Below are 20,476 nucleotides of genomic sequence, written 5' to 3'. Positions count from 1 at the left end.
GGGATGAGCGGGACGCGGCAGGCCGAGGCACAAGGCGGCCACGGCGAGGGCCTGTTGCGGGTCCTCGCCGTGGACGACGAGGAACCCGCGCTCTCGGAGCTGCTGTACCTGCTCGACCAGGACCCCCGCGTCGGCAGCGTGCTGCCCGCGCTGGAGGCGACCGAGGCACTGCGCACCCTCAGCCGGGCCGTGGAGGGTGGCGCGGACGCGGTCGACGTGGTCTTCCTCGACATCAACATGCCGGGGCTCAACGGGCTCGAACTGGCCCGGCTGCTGGGCGGGTTCGCCGCGCCGCCGCTCATCGTCTTCGTCACCGCCCACGAGGACTTCGCCGTCCGCGCCTTCGACCTCAAGGCCGTCGACTATCTCCTCAAGCCGCTGCGCAAGGAGCGGTTCGCGGAGGCCGTGCGCCGGGTGGCCGAGCTGACCCACGCCGGCCAGGGCCCCCGCGCCCAGCCGGCCGCACCGCCCGGCGGGGGCCAAGTCCCGGTGGAACTGGGCGGGGTGACCCGGTTCGTGCCCGTCGCCGACATCGCCTACGCCGAGGCACACGGCGACTACGCCCGGCTGCACACCCGGCGCGGCAGCCACCTGGTCCGCGTACCGCTGTCCACGCTGGAGGAGCAGTGGCGCACGAACGGGTTCGTGCGCATCCACCGCAGCCATCTGGTCGCGGTCGACCGGATCGAGGAACTCCGGCTGGACGGCGGCAACTTGACCGTCCGGGTCGGGGACCGCATCCTTCCCGTCAGCCGTCGCAACGCCCGCGAACTGCGCGATCTGCTGGCCCGCCGCGCCACCGGCACCGCCGCCCGGGCCCGCTGAGTCCGGCGCGCTGTGGCGACCCTGTGCCGAACCCGCCAGGACCCTGTCTCACCCCGGACGTGCTGCGTACACTCGCCGCAACAAGGTGATCACCGGGGTCTCGGGGGGTGCGTCATGGGGGCGGAACCCACCCCGCGCCGGGAGGTGGTCACCGGGGCTCCGGCCGGGCGTACACGGGCCGCGTACTCGGACTCCTCCGCGCATGATGACGTCACTGTGCGGAAGTTGATGCGGCGTCAGGTTCGTGTCGGTCTCATCGCGTGCTCCCTGCTCGCCCTGCCGCTGGGGCTGTTTCCTTTGGTATTCCGGTTGTTGCCGACGGGTCAAGGTGCCGTCTGGCTGCTGCTGGGTGTCGCGCCGTACCCCGTCCTGGTCGCCACCGGCGCCTGGTACGTCCGCCGCGCCGAGCGCAACGAGGTTGACGTGAGCGGGCGTTGAACCAGACCTACGGAATCGCCGGGGTGTCCGCCGTGGTGCTGGCCACGGCACTGGTCGGCGCGCTCGGGCTGCGGATCTCCCGGACCACCTCCGACTTCTACGTGGCCTCCCGTACCGTCGCGCCCCGGCTCAACGCCTTCGCGGTGAGCGGGGAGTACCTGTCCGCCGCCTCCTTCCTCGGGATCGCCGGGCTGCTGCTCGCGCAGGGCGTCGACATGCTCTGGTTCCCCATCGGGTACACCGCCGGGTTCCTCGTCCTGCTGGCCTTCGTCGCCGCCCCGCTGCGCCGGTCCGGCGCCTACACGCTGCCCGACTTCGCGGAGGCCCGGCTGGAGTCGCGGGCGGTGCGGCGGATCGCCGGGGTGCTGGTGGTGGGCGTGGGCTGGCTGTACCTGCTGCCCCAACTGCGGGGCGCGGGGCTGACCTTGCGGCTGCTCACCGGTGCGCCGGGCTGGCTCGGGGGGCTGGTCGTCGCCGTCGTGGTGACCGCCGCGGTCGCGGCCGGGGGGATGCGCAGCATCACCTTCGTCCAGGCGTTCCAGTACTGGCTCAAGCTCACCGCGCTGCTGGTGCCCGTGGTCTTCCTGCTCGCCGCCTGGCACGCCGACCGCGCCCCGCTGCCCGCCTGGGACGAGCGGCCCGTCTTCCACCGGTCCACCGAGGTCCGCGTCGACCACCCGGTGACCGTCACCGTCCAGGAAGCCGTACGGGTCACCGCCACCGGCAGCATCGACGGGCACCCCCTGCGCGGGGCCGCGCTCAACCTCACCGAGGGCCGCCACCACATCGGCGCGCACACCGACCTCCACTTTCCCGTAGGCGCCCAAGTGCCGCTGCCCGACCGGGCGACGGGCTCCGCCTCGCTCGCCCCGAGCGGCGCCGAACACGGGCTGTACGCCACCTACGGGCTGATCCTCGCCACCTTCCTCGGCACGATGGGCCTGCCCCACGTGGTCGTCCGCTTCTACACCAACCCCGACGGGCGCGCCGCCCGCCGCACCACCGTCATCGTGCTCGGCCTGCTCGGCGCGTTCTATCTGCTGATGCCGCTGTACGGCTCGCTGGCCCGGCTGTACGCGCCCGACCTGCTGCTCACCGGCGACACCGACGCCGCCGTGCTCGTGCTGCCGCAACGGCTGATCGGCGGGGTCGGCGGCGACCTCCTCGGCGCGCTGGTCGCGGGCGGGGCCTGCGCGGCCTTCCTCTCCACCGCCTCCGGGCTCACCATGTCCGTCGCCGGGGTGCTCGCGCAGGACGTGCTCCCGGCGCTGGGCCTGAGGCACTTCCGGCTCGCCGTCGTCCCCGCCATCGCCGTCCCCACCGCCGCCGGGACGGTGGTCGGCGGGCTGCCGGTGGCCGATGCGGTCGGGCTGGCCTTCGCCGTCTCCGCCTCTTCCTTCTGCCCCCTGCTCGTCCTCGGCATCTGGTGGCGCGGGCTCACCCCACCCGGTGCCATCGCCGGCCTCCTCCTCGGCGGCGGCTCGGCCCTCACCGCCGTCACGACGACCATCACGGGCAGCACGTCCTCCGGCTGGACGCACACGCTGCTGGCCTGGCCCGCCGTCTGGTCGGTCCCGGTCGGCTTCACGGCGATGATCCTGGTCTCCCTGGCCACCAGGCGCCGGGTCCCGGCGGGAACGGCGGCCACGATGGCACGGCTGCATCTGCCGGAGGGGCGGGTGTGAGGTGGGCGTAGAAAGCGTGGTCGGAATCGGCTTTGGCCTTGCCGGGCGGGGCCGTGCTCGCTGGTCCCGCCGGCCGTCCGGCGCCGGTCGGCGCGCGTGGGTGCGCGGCGGGCAGCCGCCGCCGTGGCGCGGCTGTATCTGCCGGAGGGGCGGGGTGGGGAAGGAGCCGGCGGTGGCTTCGCCGGGCGGGGCCGTGCTTGCCGGCCACCTGGCGTTGGCGAGCGCGCGGCGGGCAGCCGCCGCCGTGGCGCGGCTGTGGGCCCCCGGAGGGTGGGTGAAGTGGCGGACCTGAGTGTGCTCGCGGTCTTGCTGCTGGCTGTCGCGGGGCTCGCGTTGTTCGTGCTGGGGGCCGCGTTGGGGCATGTCGCGCTTCGGCGGCAGCAGGCGAACCCGGCGGGGCCCGGTACGCCCGTCGAGCAGGCCACCTTCCACACCCTGCACACCGCCTCGCTCGCCGCGCCCCCGCTGCGGGCCGGGCTCACCCCGGACACCGCTCGGAAGGCGGCTCGGCGGTTGCGGCCGTTGCTCGGTGCCGGGGCGCTCGCGCTCGCGGACGAGGAGAACGTACTGGCGTGGGACGGGGCGGGGGAACACCACCGCGCCGAGGTCACCGAGCGGCTGGCCTCCGTGGTGCGGGCGGGGCGTACCCAGCGGGTCGAACTGGACTGTGCGCACCCCGACTGCCCCGTACGGCAGGGCGTGCTCGCGCCGTTGACCGTGGACGGGCGGGTCACCGGGGTGCTCGCCGCGTTCGGGGACGGGGAGTCCGGGGGACTGCGCCGCGCCGCCGAGGAGGTCGCCCGCTGGGTCTCCGTACAGCTCGAACTCGTCGACCTGGACCGGGCCCGCTCCAGCGTGATCGAGGCCGAGATCCGTGCCCTGCGCGCGCAGATCTCCCCCCACTTCATCTACAACTCCCTGGCGAGCATCGCCTCGTTCGTGCGCACCGACCCCGAGCGGGCCCGTGAACTCCTGCTGGAGTTCGCGGACTTCACCCGCTACTCGTTCCGCAGAGGCGGCGACTTCACCACGCTCGCCGAGGAGTTGCGCTCCATCGAGCAGTACCTCGAACTCGCCCGCGCCCGCTTCGGCCGCCGTCTCGCCGTCACCCTGCGCATCGCGCCCGAGGTGCTGCCGGTGACCCTGCCGTTCCTGTGCCTGCAACCGCTCGTGGAGAACGCGCTCAAACACGGTCTTGAGGAGTCCGCCGAGCGCGGCCGCATCACGATCATCGCGGAGGACGAGGGCACCGAGGCCCGCGTGGTCATCGAGGACAACGGCGTCGGCATGGAACCGGACCGCCTGCGCGCCCTGCTGCGCGGCACCGCAGGACCGGACACCGGCATCGGCCTGAGCAACGTCGACCGCAGGCTGCGCCAGGTGTACGGAGACCCGTACGGTCTGGTCATCGAGACCGGCGTGGGTGCCGGCACGAAGATCACCGTACGGGTCCCGAAGTTCCGCCCCGGCTCGCGCCAGGGGTGAGACGCCAGGGGTGGACGGTCAGGTCCAGCGGCCGTTGGACTGCTTGCGCTCCTGCTGCTGGCGCTGGTAATGCTGCTGGTCCTTCGCCTGGCGGGCCGCTGCCTCGGGGATCTGGGTGTGGTAGTAGAGCAACTTGCCCTGTCCCCGCGCGCCCAGGCCGTGATGCCCCTTCACGGGAGAGTTCTTACGCATGACTCGACTCCTCGCTCGCATCAGGTCTGCGTGTCCCGGGAGATGTGTCTTGGGAGATATGTCCAGAAAAGATCCGGTCACCGGCGTACGACGGCGCCCGTTTCGTTACGGAATATGGTATTCCCGCTCCGCCATTCGGGCGACCTGGCCGGACCCCGTTTCGAGGTGCGGGCGCGGGGGCGCGGTGCGACGCTGACTTGGTGCATACCTCTGAGCTGACTCCTGAGATCCGTGCCGCTCTGAGCGAGCCGAGGCCGTACCCCGCCATCACCCTGGTGATGCCGACCGACCCGGACTTCCCCTTCAGCGAGAAGGACCGCATCATGCTGCGCGACCTCGTCACCGAGGCCAAGCGCCGCCTTGCTGAGGACCCCGACGTCTCGCGGGAGACCCGGCTGGAGCTGCGGAACCACATGCTGGACACCACGGTGATCGAGCAGGTGGCCGACCCCTTCCACCCGGACGACGCCATGGTGGTCTACGTGGCCGCCGACGAGCCGGTCCAGGTCTGGCAGATGACGTCCCTCGCGCCGGTGCGCCCGCGTGTGGAGTTCGCCGACCAGTTCCTGACGCGGTATCTGGAGGCCGCCGAGCAGCGGTCCCGGCCGTTCCTGGTGCTCGTGCTGGACCAGGAGCTGTGCCGCCTGTACCACGGCTCGGTCAAGCGCCTGGACGAGGTCGAGCACCACGGCTTCCCGTGCGAGCCGGAGATCCCGTCGCCGGAGGACGCGCTGCCCGGCCCGATCCCGCACGCCCCGCCGTACGAGGGGCACAGGGAGCGGCTCGAGCAGTACCTCCGCAGGGTCGACAAGCGGCTCGGCGACGCGATCGAGGAGCACGACGGCGATCTGCCGCTGTTCGTCATCGGCGGCGACAAGACCCTCTCGGCGTTCAGGGACGTCACCACGCACGGCGACATGATCGCGGGCACGCTGCCGCTGACCGGGATGGACAAGGACCGGGCCGCCGACCTGATGAAGCGGCTGGAGCCGGTCCTCACCGAGTTCCGTGAGAAGCAGGTCGCGGAGGCCGTCGACGCGCTGGGCGAGGCGCGCGGGCTCGGCAAGTACGCGGGCGGGCCGCAGGAGGTCTGGACGGCCGTAGCGGACAAGCGGGTGGCACGGCTGATCGTGGAGGAGGGGCTCGACCTCGCGGGCCGGATCACCGGGGACGGCCGGGTGCTGGAACTGGTCGAGGTGCCCGAGCCGGTCACGCTGCCCGAACCCAGGCCGGACGTCGAACCGCCCCCGCACACCATGGGCGTGGCCACCGACATCATCGAGCAGTTGGTCGACCGCGCCGTCGACGCCGACTCCCAGGTCCTGTTCGTCCCCGACGGCACCCTCGCCGAGGCGGGGGGAGTGGCGGCGCTGCTCAGGTACTGACCTTGTGCTGGTCGGGGGTGTCCAGCACGGTCGTACGGAACGAGGCGACCACGGGCCGCAGATCGATCTGGTGCCAGGCCGCCCAGAGCCGAACGGACATGTCCAGCCAGGGCAGTTCGCGTACCGTCACCCCCGCGACCGGGCCGCGCAGCATGCTCCGCTGGATCAGCGCCACCCCGAGGCCGGAGGCGACGAGGCCGAGCGCGGTCAGCGGCTCGGACGCCTCCAGCCGGATGTCGGGGGTGAACCCGGCGGCGGCGCAGGCGGCGATGAACTCGTCGCGCCAGGCCGGGCGTCGGCTGTTCTCCACCGCGATCCACGGCTGCGCCTCCAGGTCGGCCGGGGCGACCTCGGCCGACTCCGCGAGCGGGTGGCCGGTGGGGACGGCCAGCAGCAGCGGGTCGTCCAGCAGCAGCGCGGCCTTCAGATCCGGGTCGTCCTCGGCGGGCGGTTCCGGGACCAGGGCGATGTCGAGGCTGCGCCTCCGCAGGCCCTCGAACTGCTCGGCGGCGGGGACGTTGTAGAGGGCTACGTGGATGCCGGGGCGTTCGTCCTGGAGTTCCCGGAGTGCGCGGGGGAGCACGCCGGTGTGCATGGCGTCGACCGTGTACCCGATGCACAGCCCGCCCTCCTCGCCCCGGCCGAGCCGGCGGCCCAGGTTCTCCAGGCGGTCGGCGTGCCGGAGCAGTGCCTTCGCCTCGGAGAGGAAGACCCGCCCGTCGGCGGTGAGCCGGATACGCTGCTGGCCGCGCTCGAACAGGGTCAGGCCGAGGTTCTTCTCGAGCTGGGCGATCTGGCGGCTGAGCGGGGACTGCGAGATGTGCAGGCGCTCGGCCGCGCGGCCCACGTGCTCCTCCTCGGCGACGACCACGAAATAGCGGAGCTGGCGCAGATCCAGCATGTGAGACCTCCAGGGACTCAAGTGTGTCCAAGCAAGTCTTGGACAGTCTCAAGCTTCGATCCTAGCCTCGACAGGGCAAGCAGCGTGGACCATCGCAAAGGCCGCGAAACCCCGTAAAGGCAAGGATCACGCTCACATGGGCATCAAGTCCCTCCTCCCCGGTCCCCTGGGCTTCGGCACCGCCCCGCTCGGCAACATGTTCCGGGCCATCCCCGAGGAAGAGGCCGCCGCGACCGTCGCCGCCGCCTGGGACCAGGGCATCCGCTACTTCGACACCGCGCCCTTCTACGGCGCCGGGCTGTCGGAGATACGCCTCGGCGAGGCGCTCGCCGGGCGCCCGCGCGAGGAGTACGTCCTCAGCACCAAGGTCGGCCGCGTCATCCACGACGACGTCGAGGACCCGGCCGCCCGTGAGCTGGGTGAGAAGGGCGGGCTCTTCGAGCACGGGCGCCCGAACCGGATGACCGACGACTACACCGCCGACGCCACCCTGCGCTCCGTCGAGGACAGCCTGAAGCGGCTGGGCACCGACCGGCTGGACATCGTCTGGGTCCACGACATCGCCCAGGACTTCCACGGCGACCAGTGGCTGGCGCGGTACGAGAGTGCGCGCACCGGTGCGTTCCGGGTGCTGCAGAAGCTGCGCGACGAGGGCGTCATCAAGGCGTGGGGGCTCGGGGTCAACAAGGTCGAGCCGATCGAGCTGACCCTCGATCTCGACGAGCCCCGGCCGGACGCCTTCCTGCTGGCCGGCCGCTACACCCTGCTCGACCACGACCGCGCGCTCCAGCGGCTGCTGCCGGCCGCCGCCGAGCAGGGGGTCGACATGGTCGTCGGCGGTCCCTACAGCTCCGGTGTGCTCGCGGGTGGGCGGCACTTCGAGTACCAGGAGGCCCCGAAGGCCATCCTCGACAAGGTCGACCGGATCAAGGCGCTGGCCGAGCGGCACGGCGTCTCCATCAAGGCGGCGGCCCTCCAGTTCGCCCTGGCCCACCCTGCCACCGCCGCCGTCGTCCCCGGCGCGACCCGGCCCAGCCGTATCGCCGAGGACGTGGCCGCACTGCACGAGACCGTCCCGGCCGCGTTCTGGGCGGACCTGCGCGCGGAGAACCTGATCTCCGCCGCCGCCCCTGTTTCCACCGTCTGACCCCTACGGGAGAAACCCCATGGCAAGCACGAGCACCCACATCGACGTCCCCCACACCCCCGACCACGTCTGGCACCTCATCGGCGGCTTCGGCTCCCTGCCCGACTGGCTCCCCTATATCCCGGCCAGCACCCTCAGCGAGGGCGGCCGCGTCCGCACCCTCACCAACGCCGAGGGCGACACCATCCTGGAACGCCTGACCGCCTTCGACGAGGCCGCACGCACCTACACGTACACCATCCTCAAGGCCCCCTTCCCGGTCACCGACTACCTCTCCACCCTCACCGTCCACCCCCTCCCCGACACGGGCACCGCCCGCATCGAGTGGTCCGGCACCTTCACCCCGGCAGGCGCCACGGACGAGGAGGCGGTCGCCCTGTTCCACGGCATCTACACCGAGGGGCTGGCAGCCCTGGAGCGCACGCTGCGCGAGCAGGCGTAGCTACGATGCCGGCATGCGGACCCCGGACCCGTACTGGAACACCAACGTCGCCCGCCACCCCGGCATCCTGCGCCAGGTGCCGCCCGGCTGCGGGGACGCGCTGGACGTCGGCTGCGGGGACGGGCTGCTGGCGCGCAAGCTCGCGGCCCGCGTGCCGCGTGTCACCGGGGTCGACCTGTCACCGGAGATGATCGCCCGCGCCCGCGACCTCGCGGGCGACCGGCCGGGCCTGCGGTTCCTGCGGGGCGACTTCCTGACCGCCGACCTCCCCGCCGAGGGGTACGACTTCATCTGCTCGGTGACCACCGTCCACCACATGGACTTCACCGGCGCCCTGCTCCGGATGCGGCAACTGCTGCGTCCGGGGGGCACCTTGGTGATCGTGGGGCTCGCGCGGGAGAAGAGCGCCGGCGAGTGGGCGGCGTTCCTCGCGGCGGCTCCCGTCATGCGGGTCACCAAGGCCGTACGCCGGGCGACCACGCCCGAGGGGATGCCGGTGGCCGACGCGGAGATGAGCTACGGGGAAGTGCGCGGCGTCGCGCGGGAGTTGCTGCCCGGTGTGCGGTATCGGCGGCATGTGCTGCGCCGGTACTCGCTCACCTGGCGCAAACCCCTCACGCGCTAGTCGGCGGTCCCGGTGTGCGTTGGTTGTAGCGGTGGGACGCGCGGTCGTTCAGGGCTCGGCCTGCTTTGTTGAGGGCTCGGCGCCAGGGGGTTCGGGGGGAGCTGAGGGCGTGGCCCTGGCGTAGGGGGTGGGGGTTGTCGTCCCTCGGGGGATGGGGGAGGGTGCGGGCGGCGAGGCCGGTGGCCCGGGTGGTGGCCGCGGGGGCCACGCCGTGGGCCACCGAGGCCAGGCGGGCCGCCGGGGTGAGGACCGCGCGGGTGCGGCGGCGTTCCACCGCCTGGACGACCTTCTCCGCGGCGCGCTCCGCGTCCATGGACAGCACCGGTGTGCCGGAGAGGGTGGAGAACCAGGCGTACTCCTCCTCCGCCTGCCCGCCGAACTCCGCCTGGAGATGCGAGCCGGTGCGCATCAGGCCCGGATGGACCGTCGTCACGCTCACCGCGCTGCCGGCCGTCTCCGCCTGGAGCCCCTCGCCCAGCGCCCGTACCGCCGCCTTCGCGCAGGAATAGGGGACGAGGTGCGGCGGGGAGACCAGCGCGCCGACCGAGCCGATCAGGCCGAGGCGGCCGCCGTGCGGGCTGCGGCGCAGATGGGGGAGGGCGGCCAGGCAGGTGTACAGGGTGCCGTCGAAGATCGTCGCCATGGCGTCGTGGAAGGCGCGGCTGCCCGCCGTCTCGGCCGGGGCGACCTGGATGACACCCGCGTTGGCGATCACCACGTCAAGACCGCCGTACGCCGCCGCGGCCTCGTCGACGGCCGCCGTCACCGCCCCCTCGTCCCGTACGTCGCACACCACCGCGCGGACCGTACGGCCGGTGCGGCGGCGTATCCAGCCCATCGCACGGGCCAATTCCTCGGAATCCCTGGCGAGTATCGTCACCTCGCATCCGCGACCCGCGAGTTCCCCGGCGATCAGCAGCCCGAGCCCCCGGGAACCCCCGGTGACCAGCGCGGACATCCCCGGCGACAGGGTGTCTTCGCTACGCGTCATGTCCTCACCTCTCGCTGAAAAGCTCGCAGATGCGGCTCGGAGGGCGCCCTTCCGCGCTGTGGCGACGGGTGCGCGGTCCGGCAAGACTGAATGCATCCGTGCCTGGAAGCAGGTGGACCATGAGCAGCATCGAAGTGTCGGTCGAGGTCCGAGTACCCGTCCGCACCGCGTACGACCAGTGGACCCAGTTCAAGAGCTTTCCCCGGATCATGAACGCAGTGCAGCGCGTGGACCAGGTCGGCCCCGCGATGACCCGGTGGAAGGTGAAGACGGGACTCCTCACCAAGGAGTTCATGGCCGAGATCGTGGAGCAGGAACCGGATTCGCACATCGCCTGGCGCAGTGTGGGACGCCACCCCTGGCTGTGGGGCGAGGTGTCCTTCCGCGCGGCCGCCCCGGACCGCACCGTGATCACGGTGAACATGCACATCGAGCCGCACGGGCTCAGCGGCCGGCTGCCGGACTCGGCGAACCGGGCCCGCAAGCTCGTCCGCGAGTCCCTGGAGAACTTCAAGGAGTTCATCGAGGGTCTCGGCGACGCCAGCGGCGCCTGGCGGGGCTCCATCCACAACGGCCGGGTCTCGCCCTCCGAGCCGGACCCGCCCAGGAGCCGCGTCCCCAAGTGGCCGGTGGGCTGACGCCGGCCCGAACCGCCACCCCGGACGACCGAGCGGCCTCCTGCGTGCCGCAGGACAGAGCGAGAGGCATTTCCCATGAAGAAGGCGCCGAAGCACGAGCCGGACGAGCCGCTGACCGTCAGCCCGCCCAAGAAGTGGGCGGCGGGCGTCCCGGCGGTGACGCACGCCCTGGAGTACTCCCTCGACGAGGCGTCGCTGAAGACCACGGCGACGACGCTGCTGACCATGAACCAGGTCGGCGGCATCGACTGTCCCGGCTGCGCCTGGGCCGACCCGGCACCGGGCCACCGGCACATGAACGAGTACTGCGAGAACGGTGCCAAGCACATCAACGACGAGGCCACCGGGCGCCGCATCACCCGCGAGTTCTTCCGCGCCCACCCCGTCTCCTGGCTCAACGAGCAGTCCGACCTCTGGCTCAACCAGCAGGGCCGCCTCACCGAGCCCATGATCAAGCGGGCCGACTCGGACTACTACGAGCCCATCAGTTGGGCCGACGCGCTGGACCTGCTCGCGAACGAGCTGAAGTCCCTGGACTCGCCGGACGAAGCCTGCTTCTACACCTCGGGCCGGGCCAGCAACGAGTCGGCGTTCGTGCTCCAGCTCTTCGCCCGCGCCTTCGGCACCAACAACCTGCCCGACTGCAGCAACCTGTGCCACGAGACCAGCGGCTTCGGCCTGCACGAGACCCTCGGCACCGGCAAGGGCACCGTCTCGCTGGACGACATCTACCAGTCCGACCTGATCTTCCTCGTCGGCCAGAACCCGGCGACGAACCACCCGCGCCAGCTCTCCGCGCTCGAGGAGTGCAAGGACAACGGCGGCAAGATCATCTCGGTGAACACCCTGCCCGAGGCCGGCCTGATGCGGTTCAAGAACCCGCAGCAGGTCCGGGGCGTGATCGGCGACGGCGTCCAGATCTCCGACCAGTTCCTGCACATCCGCAGCGGCGGCGACCTGGCCCTCTTCCAGGGCCTCAACAAGCTGCTGCTGGAGGCGGAGGACGCCAACCCCGGCACGGTCCTCGACCACGACTTCATCGCCAAGCACACCTCGGGCTTCGAGGAGTTCGCCCGGCACGCCCGCAGCATTTCGTGGGACGACATCCTCACCGCCACCCAGCTCACCCGGGAGGAGATCGAGGAGGCCCACGACTACGTCATGCACGCGGGCCGCGTGATCGTCTGCTGGGCCATGGGCGTCACCCAGCAGCGGCAGGGCGTGCCCACCGTCCGCGAGATCATCAACTTCCTGATGCTGCGCGGCAATCTGGGCCGGGTCGGCTGCGGCGCGAGCCCGGTGCGCGGCCACAGCAACGTCCAGGGCGACCGCACCATGGGCGTCTGGGAGCAGATGCCCGACGAGTTCCTGGACGCCCTGAAGTCCGAGTTCCGCTTCGAGCCGCCCCGCCACCACGGCTATGACGCGGTGAAGGCCGTCAAGGCGATGGCCGAGGGCAAGGTCAAGGTGTTCCTGTCGCTGGCCGGCAACTTCGTACGCGCCGCCCCCGACACCGAGGTCACCGACGCGGCCATGCGCCGCTGCAAGGTCACCGCGCAGATCTCCACCAAGCTCAGCAAGGCGCACACCGTCACCGGTGAGACCGCGCTGATCCTGCCCTGCCTCGGCCGCACCGAGATCGACATCCAGGCGGGCGGCGTCCAGTTCGTCACGGTGGAGAACACCTCCAGCGAGGTGCACACCTCGTTCGGCAAGCTCCGCCCCGCCTCCCGGCTGCTGCTCAGCGAGGTCGCCATCCTGTGCCGGCTGGCCGAGCGCACCCTCGGCGACAAGGTCGACATCCCCTGGCTGGAGTTCGAGGCGGACTACGGCAACATCCGCGACCGGGTGGCCCAGATCATTCCGGGCTTCTACGACTTCAACCGCCGGGTCGCCCGGCCGGGCGGCATCAAGCTGCCGAACCCGGTCAACGAGGGCGTGTACGCCACCGCCACCGGCAAGGCCATGTTCACCGTCAACGACTGGGACATGTCCGCGGCGCCCCCCGGCCACCTGGTCCTGCAGAGCACGCGCTCGCACGACCAGTGGAACACCATCCCGTACACCAACAACGACCGCTACCGCGGTATCCACGGCCGCCGCAACATCATCATGATCAACCCGGAGGACATGGTCGATCTCGGGCTGGTCCGGGGGCAGTTCGTGGACATCGTCGGCGTCTGGCACGACGACGTGGACCGCCGGGTGAAGGGCTTCGAGGTCATCCCCTACCCGACCAGCCGGGGATGCGCGGCCGCGTACTACCCGGAGGTGCAGCCGCTGGTGCCGCTCGACAGCACGGCCGCGATCAGCAACCAGCCCACCTCCAAGGGGATCGTGGTCCGGCTCGAACCGGGCACCCCGCCTCCCGGCACCAAGCCCACCCACTGGCACGACTGACGTCCGCCGCCGCTGCCGCCCTCACTCCGGGGGCGGCAGCAGTGTGCCCAGCGGCCCCAGGTCCAGGTTGAGATCGTCCATCGTCAGCCCGTACCGCGCGCACAGCCCGGTCATCCGGTCGTGCAGGAGCATGAGCGTCGCGCCGAGGCGCTCTTCCTCCTCCTCGGTCAGGTCGCCCTCGTCGACCCGGTTGAGGGCCTGCCGCTCCATGAGCTGACGCAGCAGCTCGACCAGGGTGAGGACCAGTTTCATCAAATCCCGCTCCACCGTGTCCGGATCGGCGGTGATCCGGCGCGCCGGTGCGGACGCCCGCCCGTCGGAGGCGGGCAGGTCGCCGGGGGCCGCGGGCAGCAGCCGGAACGCCCGCTCGGCCGCCGCCGCGACCTCCGCCCGGCGCCGGTCCGGCCCGCCGCCGCGCTCCTCGTCAGCCGTCATCGCCCTGCTCCTCGCCCCGCCCCTCGATCCGCCTCGGCTCCGCGAACGGTGACGGCACCTCCGAGCTGATGGACACGATCAGCGCCCGCAGCGAGACCCGTACTAGGTCGATGCCGGCGATGGAGAGCACCACGTCGCCGGTGAGGACCACCCCGCCGCTCAGCAGGCGGTCCAGCAGGTCGATGAGCGCGACCTGCCGCTGCGCCAACGGCTCGGTCGCGGCCCGGCGTTCGGGCGTGGTCACGGCCCGGCCCCCGCCGCCTCGCCGGTCTCCTCGGGTCCCATGGCGAACGAGTACGGCGCCCACGGCCCGGTGATCTCGACCCGTACGCCCGCCAACCCGTCTGCCGCCCGCCGCACTTCGGCCTGGAACGCCTCGCCCTGCTCCAGCGGCACCAGATACGCGTCGTTGACCACGTTCTCGCCCGCCGCCTCGGCGAGCGCCCCCTGCTGCACCCGGTGCCGGGCCCGCTCGCTGGCGTACGCGCGCCCCGCCGCCTCGATGCCCTCCGCCGCCCGCTGGGCCGCCTGGTGGGCGGTGTCCCGATGGCGCTGCTGCTGCCGGCGGCCGCGCAGGTACGAGCGTCCGGGGCTCAACTGCGCGTCGGCGGGGGCGGGAGGGGGCGTGGGCGCGGCCGAGGGGTCCACGTAGACCTTCACGCCCCACTCGACGTGCCCCGACAGCCGCGCCAGCCGGTCCGTGAACAACTCGCGCCCCTGGTCCAGCACTTCGCGCGCCCGGGTGTCGTCCAGATACACGGTGGCCAGCCGCAGCGGCAGCACGGTGGTGTACGCGGCGACCGCCTCCACTACCCCGTGGTGGGCGCGGGCCACCGCGCTCAGCCAGTCCAAATCCTCCAGCCGACGGCGCAGCACCTCCTCCCGGAAGTCCTCCGCCGGCACCGAACTCGCCACCAGGGCCAGGCCGTTGCCGTCGGGGACCAGATGGACAGGGGCGCCGACCACGCCCTCCAGCGCGGTCAGCCGCTCCGCCAGGGCGTCGTCGGCGCGGGTCACGCCGTAGACGTACGTCATGAGGTCACTCATCGCGGCTCCGCTTCCGGCGGCGGGCGGGGCGCGGGGCGGGCTCGGGTTCGGGCTCCGGTTCCTCCTCCTCGGCCTCTTCCTCGGGCTCCTCTTCCTCCCACTCGGCCTCTTCCACTTCCTCCTCGGGCTCGGCTTCCGCCTCGTCTTCCTCCTCCTCGTCGAGCAGCTCCGGTTCGGCCTCGAGAAGCTCCTCCGGCTCTCTGAGCGCGGCGAGTTCGGCCCGCAGGCGGCGGTTCTCCTCGGCCAGCGAGTGCTCGTCGCCCCGAGCGCGCGAGGAGAGTGAGGGGTCGTGCTCCCACCAGTCGATGCCCATCTCCTTCGCCTTGTCGACGGAGGCGACGAGCAGCCGGAGTTTGATGGTCAGCAGTTCGATGTCGAGCAGGTTGATCTGAATGTCGCCCGCGATCACGATGCCCTTGTCCAGGACGCGTTCGAGGATGTCGGCGAGGTTGGCGGACGAGCCCTGCCCGTAGGGCTGCGCCGCCCGCGAGGGGGTCGGACCGAGCCGGTTGCCCAGTGGTTCACTCACGATGGTGGCCTCGTGTTCCCTAGTGCCGGATCAGGACAGTGCCGGATCAGGACTGCTGTCCGCGGAAGTTGCGTATCTCCTCCAGCCGGTCGAGCAGTTCGTCCTCACGCCGGTCGAACGTCTCCTCGTCGATCTCCCCGGCGAGCAATCGCTTCTCCAGCGCGGCGAGTTCGGCCTGGATGGGAGCGGGGTCGTAGTACTCGTCCTCGGCCGCCTCCAGGACGCGCTCCACCACCCAGCCGACGCCGCGCACCGGCGCCAGCGGGAGGGTGAGGATCTGGGTGAACAGGCCCATGGAACCCCTCGGTTCTCAGACGAAGCTGTACGGCGGGAGCGGGCCGTTCAACCGGAAGTCGAGCCCCTCGCCGAGCTGATGGGCGACGCTCAACTCCGTGGTGAGGAAAGCCTCTTCCTGATCGTCGGCCACCAGGAAGGACACGCTGAGGAAGTCCGACCCGGTCGGCTGCGAGGAGTCCACGTCACGCGCGAAGGGACGCAGCGCCTCGACCACCCCGGCGGCCAGCGCCTCCTGACGGGCCTGCACCTCCTGGGCCACCAGCTCACCGAGCCGCATCGCCGCCGACGGGTCGGCCGTACCGCCCCGGATGTCGTCGTTGAGCTGCCGGGCCGGGGCCGACTCGGCGAGGATCTGGCGCAGCAGGGAGTCCTCGTCCTGCGCCACCTTCAGGTGGTACTCGGTGCAGCCGGCCAGCTCCAGGAGGCGGTCGGTGTACTCCTCGGCCCGCTCCTCCAGCGCCGACCGCACCTCGTCGTCGCTCGCCGCCACCAGGCCGAACCGCAGGGGCAGTACGGTGCCGTCGGCCATGAGCCGCTCCTGCACCTCCTGGTGCGCGCCGACGTCCCGCCGCTTGGGGCGCAGGTCCTCGGGCGCGTCGCTGACCACCGCGCACAGCGACCCGGCGGTCACCGCCCGCAGCGGGCCGGGGGATTCGCCGACGCCGCGCAGGCCGTCGAGGCGCAGCGGGTGCTGTTTGTCGGTGACGGAGTAGACGTAGACGCCCATCGCTCATTCCCTCTCACGGGTCGAGGTCCGCTTGGAGGCGCGCTTGGCCGGCCGCCGCTTCCGCGCGGGCTCCCGCTCCTCTTCTTCGTCCTCGTCGTCACTGTCACCACCGGTGACCGCCTTGAGCGAGTCGGTGACCGCCTCGGCGGCCCCGCTCAACGCGCCCTTGGACTTGCCCTTGGCGCCGCTCTCCACGGTGTCGCCCACGATGTCGGTGAGCTGGGCCGGAGCCTTGCGCCCGGCCTCCAGATCCAGCCGGTTGCACGCCTCAGCGAAGCGCAGATACGTGTCCACGCTGGCGACGACGACTCGGGCGTCGATCTTCAGTATCTCGATGCCCACCAGGGACACGCGGACGAAGATGTCGATCACCAGGCCGCGGTCCAGGATGAGTTCCAAGACGTCGTAGAGGCTGCCGCTGCCACCGCCGCGGGTGACATTGCCTCCGCCTTGCGGCACCACGGTCATGGTGCCTCCCTTCACCGGCGGGCCTCAGCCGCGCCGGTCGATCTGCCCTCGGGTGTAGCGGCGCGTGCGCTCGTAGGCCACGAGGTCGCCCTCCTTGTCGAGGGAGACGCGGTAGGTCGCCATCACGCTGGTCGTGTCGGGCACTCGCTCCAGTTCGAGCACCTCTACGTCGGCCTCCCAACCGTCGTTCGTCGGTTTCAGCGCCGAGACGGAATCCGGGGCCCGGCCGATCAGCTCCGTGAGCTGCTCGGCCGCGGTCCGCATCGCCCAGGCAGGGCCCTTGGACGGGCGGTGGCGCGGCTCACCGGCCGGTCGCCGGCCGGTGGCCCGACTGCTGCCGGTCCGCCGCTTGGCGGGCTCTTCGCTTGCGGCCATGGTCTCTCCGGTGGTCGAAGCCGTCTCTCCGGTGAGACCGGAGCGGGCGCCAGATTCCACGCATGAACATACAATTTCAGCATATAGGGTTATAAGTCGCAGCAGCGTCGGCCGGCTCCCGAGGGCCGCCGGGACAGCGTGCGCGGGCTCTCCCCGCAGGGCCCTGTCGCGCGGCGCGGTGTGTGCGATCCCTTCTTCACCGACAGCGGGCCGGGTCGGGGTGCCGGCCGGAAACCCCGTTTCTTTCCTGACCCTTTCCGAAGGGAACCGGTTCATGGATGACACGACCAAGGTCGCTCTCGCCGCCGCAGTCGCGGGCGGCTATGTGCTCGGACGTACGAAGAAGGGCCGCCTCGCCTTCGGGCTGGCGACCTACCTCGCCGGTCGCCGTACCGGCCTCAACCCCCAGGCGCTCCTGGGTGAGGGCCTGGGCAAGCTCGGCGAGGTGCCGGGCGTCAAGGAACTCAACGAGCAGGTGCGCGGCGAACTGCTGAACGCGGGCCGCAAGGCGCTGACCTCCGCCGCCGACCGCCGCCTCGGCGACCTCGCGGAGTCCCTCCGCGAGCGCACCCAGCGCATCGGCCAGCAGAAGGAGGAGAAGCCGGAGGAGGCCGAGGACTCGGAGGAGTCCGAAGAGCCCGAGGAGGACGAAGAGAACGGCGAGAACGGCGAGGAAGAGGGCGAGGAGTACGAGGACGAGGCCGAGGAGCCCGAGGAGGAAGAGGACTTCGAGGCCGAGGAGTCGGAGGAGTCCGAGGGTGACGAGGGGCCCGAGGACGAGGAGGAGGACTTCGAGGAGGAAGAAGAAGAGGAGGAGGAACCCGAGGAGGAGCCCGAGGACGAGGAGGAGCCGGAGCCCGAGAAGCCGGCCCGCCGCAGGCCCGCTCCGAAGAAGGAGCCCGCCAAGAAGTCCGCGCCCGCCAAGAAGCAGGCCGCGAAGAAGGCTCCCGCCAAGAAGGCCCCGGCGAAGAAGTCCGCCCCGCCGGCCAAGAAGCAGGCCGCCAAGAAGGCCCCCGCCAAGAAGTCCGCGCCCGCGAAGAAGCAGGCGGTGAAGAAGGCTCCCGCGAAGAAGGCCCCGGCCAAGAAGCAGGCGGCCAAGAAGAGCACCGGGCGCCGGAGGTAGGCCATGGCAGACACCAAGACCGACACCGACAAGGGTGACGCCAAGGAGCAGGCGGGCTCCGGCCTCGAAGCGCTGCGCGAGGAACTCGTCGACTTCCTCGGCGCCCAGGCGGAACACCTGGTGGAGAAGACGGGCGAGCGGCTCACCGACCTCACCCAGCAGCTCCTCGACTCGGCCGAGAACGGCGGTGGCTTCCTCACCGGCGTCGGCAGCCGCATCCTCAAGGGCGAGTCACCGCTGAAGGCACTCGTGTCCCAGAAGGCCGGGGACGTCAAGGACAAGGTGGTCGAGGGGGCCAAGAGCTTGTTCGGCAAGAGCAAGGGCAAGTCCGGCCAGGCCAAGGTGACCAACATCATCGAGGTGCTGGACATCGGCGTACCGCTTCGCGACGCCTACAACCACTGGACCCAGTACGACGAGTTCAGCGGCTTCACCAAGGGCGTGCAGAGCGTCTCCCAGGGCGACGAGGTCACCAGCGACTGGAAGCTGAAGGTCGGCCCGTCCAAGCGCAGTTACAAGGCGACCACGCAGACCCAGATCCCGGACGACCGGATCGTCTGGACCTCCGAGGGCGCCAAGGGCACCACGAGCGGCTGTGTGACCTTCCACGAGATCGCCCCCAGCCTGACCCGCATCGTGCTCGTCGTCGTGTACTCCCCGGCCGGCTTCTTCGAGAAGACCGGCAACATCTGGCGCGCCCAGGGCCGCCGACTGCGCCTGGACTTCAAGAACTTCCAGCGCTACGTCAGCTTCGCCGACCCGGACGTGGAGGGCTGGCGCGGCGAGATCCGCGACGGCGAGGTCGTCCGCACCCACGAGGAGGTCGTGGAGGAGGAGCAGCAGGAAGAAGGAGAAGAGGGCGAAGAAGGCGAGGGCGACGAGGAGGAGTACGAGGACGAGTACGACGACGAGGAAGAGGACGACGAAGCCCCCGACGAAGAAGGCGAATACGAGGACGAAGGGGACGAAGGGGACGAAGAGGAAGAGGACGAGGAGGACGAGGAAGAGAGGTGACTCCCGTACCGCTCACCGGGCGCGGCCGCCCCCGCCACGGCGGCCGCGCCCGGCGAGCATGATCAGCGCCCGTCCAACTCCCGGAAGAACGCCCGGACATCACCCACCAGCAGCTCCGGCTGCTCCATCGCCGCGAAGTGCCCGCCCCGCTCGAACTCCGTCCAGCGCACGATGTTGTCGTGCCGCTCCGCGAGGTGCCGCAGCGCGATGAAGTTCTCGCGCGGGAACGCGGCGAACGCGGTCGGCGTACGGGACGGCTCGGGCGGTTGGCCCCAACGGCCCGTGTGGGCACGCTCGTAGTAGATGCGCGCGGACGAACCCGCCGTACCGGTCAGCCAGTACAGCATCACGTCGGTCAGCAGATGGTCGCGGTCGACGGCGTCCTCGGGGCGGTCCGCCGAGTCCGTCCACTCCTTGAACTTCTCCGCGATCCAGGCCAGTTGGCCCACGGGGGAGTCGGTGAGGGCGTAGGAGAGGGTCTGCGGGCGGGTGGACTGGATGTCGGCGTAGCCCTGCTGCTCGCGGCTCCACTCCTTCATCCGCTCCCAGGAGGCGAGGGTGCGGGCGCGTTCGGCCGGGCTCAGCGCGGCGAGTTCCTCGCCGGTCGGCTCGGCGGTCGCACCGGCGCCCGGGATCAGGTTCAGATGGACGCCGATGACGTGCTCGGGGCGGATGCGGCCCAGCTCGCGGGAGACGGCCGCGCCCCAGTCGCCGCCCTGGGTGCCGTACCGCTCGTAGCCCAGGCGGTCCATCAGCTCCGCGAAGGCGGCCGCCGTCCTGCGGTGCTCCCAGTTGGGCTCGCGGGTCGGGCCGGAGAAACCGAAGCCGGGGATGCTCGGCAGCACCAGATGGAAGGCGTCGGCCGGATCGCCGCCGTGTGCGCGGGGGTCGGTCAGCGGGCCCACGATCCGCTCGAACTCGGCGAAGGAGCCGGGCCAGCCGTGCGTGACGATCAGCGGGGTGGCGTCCGGCTCGGGGGAGCGGATGTGCGCGAAGTGGAGGTCCGCGCCGTCGATCACCGTCTTGAACTGCGGCCACTCGTTCAGCCGGGCCTCCGCCGCCCGCCAGTCGTACGTGTGCCGCCAGTACTCCGCCAGCTCGCGCAGATAGTCGCGCGGCACGCCGTAGTCCCAGCCCACCCCCGGCAGTTCGTCCGGCCAGCGGGTGCGGTCGAGGCGGTGGCGCAGGTCGGCCAGCTCGCTCTCCGGGACGTCGATGCGGAAGGGGCGGATACCGGGGTCCGGTGCGGTGGTCATGTCGGCGCACCTTAGGCGCCCTGATCGACTCGGGCGAGATCATTTCCGGCG

At 71.4% G+C, this 20,476-nt stretch carries 24 protein-coding genes; 12 read left to right on the top strand and 12 right to left on the bottom strand.

The window, feature by feature from the left end; all coding sequences use genetic code 11:
• Positions 1–3 precede the first annotated feature (3 nt).
• The 4 genes from E5083_RS09005 (at position 4) to E5083_RS08990 (ending at position 4,433) form a co-directional block, all read left to right on the top strand.
• The gene (locus E5083_RS09005; protein WP_244317436.1) at positions 4–825 is read left to right on the top strand and encodes a LytR/AlgR family response regulator transcription factor; all 822 of its coding nucleotides are present in this window, start codon (positions 4–6) and stop codon (positions 823–825) included.
• Positions 826–1,137: 312 nt separating this feature from the next.
• Positions 1,138–1,263 carry a hypothetical protein gene (locus E5083_RS31995; RefSeq protein ID WP_279632448.1) on the top strand — a complete coding sequence of 42 codons (126 nt, stop codon included), beginning with the start codon at positions 1,138–1,140 and terminating at the stop codon, positions 1,261–1,263.
• A complete protein-coding gene (locus E5083_RS08995) occupies positions 1,260–2,948 on the top strand; it encodes a sodium/solute symporter (RefSeq protein ID WP_135785057.1) in 1,689 nt (562 codons plus the stop codon). The genes E5083_RS31995 and E5083_RS08995 overlap by 4 nt, the downstream gene beginning before the upstream one ends.
• 288 nt (positions 2,949–3,236) lie before the next feature.
• Positions 3,237–4,433: a sensor histidine kinase gene (locus tag E5083_RS08990; protein WP_208754016.1), complete on the top strand. Its 1,197-nt coding sequence runs from the start codon at positions 3,237–3,239 to the stop codon at positions 4,431–4,433.
• 18 nt (positions 4,434–4,451) lie between these two features.
• Here E5083_RS08990 and E5083_RS31165 read toward each other — a convergent pair whose 3' ends face one another.
• Positions 4,452–4,625 (bottom strand): hypothetical protein, encoded by a 174-nt coding sequence (locus tag E5083_RS31165; RefSeq protein WP_167513496.1) that lies wholly within the window; start codon positions 4,623–4,625, stop codon positions 4,452–4,454.
• Between the two features lie 200 nt (positions 4,626–4,825).
• Here E5083_RS31165 and E5083_RS08985 point away from each other — a divergent pair, with 200 nt between their 5' ends.
• A complete protein-coding gene (locus tag E5083_RS08985) occupies positions 4,826–6,010 on the top strand; it encodes a baeRF3 domain-containing protein (protein ID WP_135785056.1) in 1,185 nt (394 codons plus the stop codon).
• On the opposite strand, the gene E5083_RS08980 is transcribed toward E5083_RS08985, so the two are convergent.
• A complete protein-coding gene (locus E5083_RS08980) occupies positions 6,000–6,911 on the bottom strand; it encodes a LysR substrate-binding domain-containing protein (protein WP_135785055.1) in 912 nt (303 codons plus the stop codon). The two genes, E5083_RS08985 and E5083_RS08980, sit on opposite strands and share 11 nt — an antisense overlap.
• A gap of 136 nt (positions 6,912–7,047) precedes the next feature.
• On the opposite strand from E5083_RS08980, the gene E5083_RS08975 reads away from it, so the two are divergent.
• Genes E5083_RS08975 through E5083_RS08965 form a run of 3 tightly spaced genes read left to right on the top strand, consistent with a single transcriptional unit; the run spans position 7,048 to position 9,125 of the window.
• Positions 7,048–8,058 carry an aldo/keto reductase gene (locus E5083_RS08975; RefSeq protein ID WP_135785054.1) on the top strand — a complete coding sequence of 337 codons (1,011 nt, stop codon included), beginning with the start codon at positions 7,048–7,050 and terminating at the stop codon, positions 8,056–8,058.
• Positions 8,059–8,077: 19 nt separating this feature from the next.
• Complete coding sequence (locus E5083_RS08970; protein ID WP_135785053.1) at positions 8,078–8,500, top strand: SRPBCC family protein; 423 nt, start codon at positions 8,078–8,080, stop codon at positions 8,498–8,500.
• 13 nt (positions 8,501–8,513) lie between these two features.
• The gene (locus E5083_RS08965) at positions 8,514–9,125 is read left to right on the top strand and encodes a class I SAM-dependent methyltransferase (protein ID WP_135785052.1); all 612 of its coding nucleotides are present in this window, start codon (positions 8,514–8,516) and stop codon (positions 9,123–9,125) included.
• Here the strand turns inward: E5083_RS08965 and E5083_RS08960 are convergent.
• Positions 9,115–10,116, bottom strand: coding sequence for an SDR family NAD(P)-dependent oxidoreductase (locus E5083_RS08960; protein WP_135785051.1), 1,002 nt, complete (start codon positions 10,114–10,116; stop codon positions 9,115–9,117). The two genes, E5083_RS08965 and E5083_RS08960, sit on opposite strands and share 11 nt — an antisense overlap.
• A 119-nt stretch (positions 10,117–10,235) precedes the next feature.
• Here E5083_RS08960 and E5083_RS08955 point away from each other — a divergent pair, with 119 nt between their 5' ends.
• Positions 10,236–10,754 (top strand): SRPBCC family protein, encoded by a 519-nt coding sequence (locus E5083_RS08955; protein WP_135785050.1) that lies wholly within the window; start codon positions 10,236–10,238, stop codon positions 10,752–10,754.
• A gap of 75 nt (positions 10,755–10,829) precedes the next feature.
• Positions 10,830–13,154: an FdhF/YdeP family oxidoreductase gene (locus E5083_RS08950; protein ID WP_135785049.1), complete on the top strand. Its 2,325-nt coding sequence runs from the start codon at positions 10,830–10,832 to the stop codon at positions 13,152–13,154.
• Between the two features lie 21 nt (positions 13,155–13,175).
• On the opposite strand, the gene E5083_RS08945 is transcribed toward E5083_RS08950, so the two are convergent.
• The 8 genes from E5083_RS08945 to E5083_RS08910 are packed head-to-tail and all read right to left on the bottom strand — an operon-like array spanning position 13,176 to position 17,032.
• A complete protein-coding gene (locus E5083_RS08945) occupies positions 13,176–13,589 on the bottom strand; it encodes a gas vesicle protein K (RefSeq protein WP_135785048.1) in 414 nt (137 codons plus the stop codon).
• On the bottom strand, positions 13,579–13,833 hold the full coding sequence (locus E5083_RS08940) for a gas vesicle protein (RefSeq protein ID WP_135785047.1): 255 nt from the start codon (positions 13,831–13,833) through the stop codon (positions 13,579–13,581). Before E5083_RS08940 ends, E5083_RS08945 begins: the two co-directional genes overlap by 11 nt.
• Positions 13,830–14,636 carry a GvpL/GvpF family gas vesicle protein gene (locus tag E5083_RS08935; protein ID WP_135785046.1) on the bottom strand — a complete coding sequence of 269 codons (807 nt, stop codon included), beginning with the start codon at positions 14,634–14,636 and terminating at the stop codon, positions 13,830–13,832. The genes E5083_RS08940 and E5083_RS08935 overlap by 4 nt, the downstream gene beginning before the upstream one ends.
• The gene (locus E5083_RS08930) at positions 14,629–15,165 is read right to left on the bottom strand and encodes a gas vesicle protein (protein ID WP_135785045.1); all 537 of its coding nucleotides are present in this window, start codon (positions 15,163–15,165) and stop codon (positions 14,629–14,631) included. The genes E5083_RS08935 and E5083_RS08930 overlap by 8 nt, the downstream gene beginning before the upstream one ends.
• Positions 15,166–15,211: 46 nt before the next feature.
• The gene (locus E5083_RS08925; protein ID WP_135785044.1) at positions 15,212–15,460 is read right to left on the bottom strand and encodes a gas vesicle protein GvpG; all 249 of its coding nucleotides are present in this window, start codon (positions 15,458–15,460) and stop codon (positions 15,212–15,214) included.
• 15 nt (positions 15,461–15,475) lie between these two features.
• A complete protein-coding gene (locus tag E5083_RS08920; RefSeq protein WP_135785043.1) occupies positions 15,476–16,189 on the bottom strand; it encodes a GvpL/GvpF family gas vesicle protein in 714 nt (237 codons plus the stop codon).
• Between the two features lie 3 nt (positions 16,190–16,192).
• Entirely contained in the window at positions 16,193–16,657 is a 465-nt protein-coding gene (locus E5083_RS08915; protein ID WP_208754003.1) for a gas vesicle structural protein GvpA, read from the bottom strand.
• 24 nt (positions 16,658–16,681) lie between these two features.
• A complete protein-coding gene (locus E5083_RS08910) occupies positions 16,682–17,032 on the bottom strand; it encodes a gas vesicle protein GvpO (RefSeq protein WP_135785042.1) in 351 nt (116 codons plus the stop codon).
• 274 nt (positions 17,033–17,306) lie between these two features.
• Here E5083_RS08910 and E5083_RS31160 point away from each other — a divergent pair, with 274 nt between their 5' ends.
• Positions 17,307–18,155, top strand: coding sequence for a histone protein (locus tag E5083_RS31160; RefSeq protein WP_167513495.1), 849 nt, complete (start codon positions 17,307–17,309; stop codon positions 18,153–18,155).
• A gap of 3 nt (positions 18,156–18,158) precedes the next feature.
• Positions 18,159–19,169 carry an SRPBCC family protein gene (locus tag E5083_RS08900; RefSeq protein ID WP_135785041.1) on the top strand — a complete coding sequence of 337 codons (1,011 nt, stop codon included), beginning with the start codon at positions 18,159–18,161 and terminating at the stop codon, positions 19,167–19,169.
• A gap of 62 nt (positions 19,170–19,231) precedes the next feature.
• Here E5083_RS08900 and E5083_RS08895 read toward each other — a convergent pair whose 3' ends face one another.
• Complete coding sequence (locus E5083_RS08895) at positions 19,232–20,425, bottom strand: epoxide hydrolase family protein (RefSeq protein WP_135785040.1); 1,194 nt, start codon at positions 20,423–20,425, stop codon at positions 19,232–19,234.
• Positions 20,426–20,476 lie beyond the last annotated feature (51 nt).

Origin of the sequence: Streptomyces bauhiniae, from assembly GCF_004784475.1 — a bacterium.
In the GTDB taxonomy this organism is placed as follows: domain Bacteria; phylum Actinomycetota; class Actinomycetes; order Streptomycetales; family Streptomycetaceae; genus Streptomyces; species Streptomyces seoulensis.
The sequence above is the reverse complement of the archived record's forward strand: the minus strand, read 5'-3'. Positions and strand labels throughout refer to the sequence as shown.